The sequence below is a fragment of the Calditrichota bacterium genome, from assembly GCA_014359355.1.
GTDB lineage: Bacteria > Zhuqueibacterota > Zhuqueibacteria > JANLFK01 > Oleimicrobiaceae > Oleimicrobium.
This window is the reverse complement of record JACIZP010000113.1, coordinates 1-1,675: the sequence shown is the minus strand read 5'-3', so window position 1 is coordinate 1,675 and position 1,675 is coordinate 1. Positions and strand designations below refer to the sequence as shown.

Sequence of the window (1,675 nt, the reverse complement as noted above, 5' to 3'; positions counted from 1 at the left end):
AGACGATGGGCACGCAGAAGTGGCCATGGTCGGTCATTCCTTCGTAGCTCACCTCGTGACGGTCATCCAGGCGGTCGGCAACCACCACCGAGGCCTGCTCGGCGGCGCGGCCGCACAGACAGCGCCCAAAGGGCACGCGGCCGCAGGCAGCCAGCACCGGGGCACTCAACCCTATGTGGGCCTTCATCTCCAGGGTCTGCTCGCCAGGCTCGGCCAGGAAAATTGCTCCCTTGGCCTGCACAGCGAGCCATGGCATCTTGGTCAATATGGCCAAGGCCTGCTGCAACAGCTCTTCCAGCGGCGCCGGCGACACCGACAGCCTGAGCAATTCGTTCAGCGCGGCCATGGTCTGGTAGCCGTCCTTGAGCTGCTGCTCCAATTTCTTCCGCTCGGTCACGTCGCGGGCAATGCCCTGCACCGCGTAGGGCTTGCCATCTCGCATGATGACCGACGAAGTCGTCTCAATGTCAATATGACCACCGTCTTTGCGCCGCACCCGGAACTCGGTTGTCGACCGCTGGGCACCCGTTTCCACGATCTCCTGCAGCGTCTGCATGGCCAGGGGTAACTGGTCGGGATCGAGCACGTCAGCAAAGGACAGATGTGCCACCTCCTCGGGCTCGTAGCCGAAGAGTCTGAGCGTCGACGGGTTGGCGTCGATGAATCTGCCCTGAAAGTCGTGCAGATAGACGCAGTCCATGGAGCGGTCGAACAGGGCCCGGTAGCGCTCCTCGCTCTCGCGCAGGCGCGCCTCCATGGCCTTGCGCTCGCTGATGTCCCGCACAATGCCGATGGCGTGCCACGCTCCCTTGAGCTGCACGGCAGAAAGGGACAGTTCGATGGGCACCGTCGAACCATCCTTCCGCAAGGCTTCCAGTTCCATCGTCCTTCCCACCGCTGCGCCGTTCCCGCTCTCGCGGAAGCGCGCAAAGGCAGCGGCGTGTTGGTCTTTCAGCTCCCCGGGTACGACGAGGGCATGCAGGTTGCGGCCGATCATCTCTTCTGCGTCATAGCCAAAAATGCGCGTGGCTGCTTGATTCCACAGAGTCACGTTCCCATCCTGGTCCAACATTACCACGCCGTCGAGGGCCGCCTCGACCAGGGCGCGCACCTGCTCCTGTTGATCGCGCAGCTGTTGTTCCGCCCGCACGCGCGCGGTCACGTCGCGGAAGCTCCACACGCGCCCCACCGGTTTGCCTCCAATGCGCTGCGCCCGCGAGTACCGCTCGAACACCCTGCCATCTTTGAAGCGCAGCACATCGAAACTCTCCGCCTCCGGGTCGTTGTACAGCTCGCGCACCCTGCGCAGAAACTCCTCGGGCTCTTCCAACTGGTCAAGGACAGCGGCCAGCAGTCGATCGTCATCGCGCGTGGCGGCCACCTCTTCAGGAATCCGCCACATTTCCAGGAACCTCTGGTTGTAGCTCTGTACCTTCCCTTGCCGGTCCACCACCAGGATGCCGTCGGCAGTAGCCTCCAAGGTGGCATGCAGCAGGGAGAGCGCATCCCTCAGCTCCCGTTCTTGCCGCTTCTTCTCGGTGACATCGCGGATGATACCCCCCACCACCTGCTGGCCGCCGATGGTCACCGGGAACTTGGTCGTCTCGAAGATTTTGTCACCGACCACTTCTTCATTGACCACCGGCCCGCCGTTGGCGAGGGCCTGCAGATCGGA

1 protein-coding gene is annotated in these 1,675 nt (G+C 63.4%); it reads right to left on the bottom strand.

Annotation, left to right across the window (positions count from 1 at the left end; genetic code table 11):
* The coding region (locus H5U38_04730; GenBank protein ID MBC7186327.1) for a PAS domain S-box protein at window positions 1–1,675 on the bottom strand (1,675 nt) is incomplete at both ends.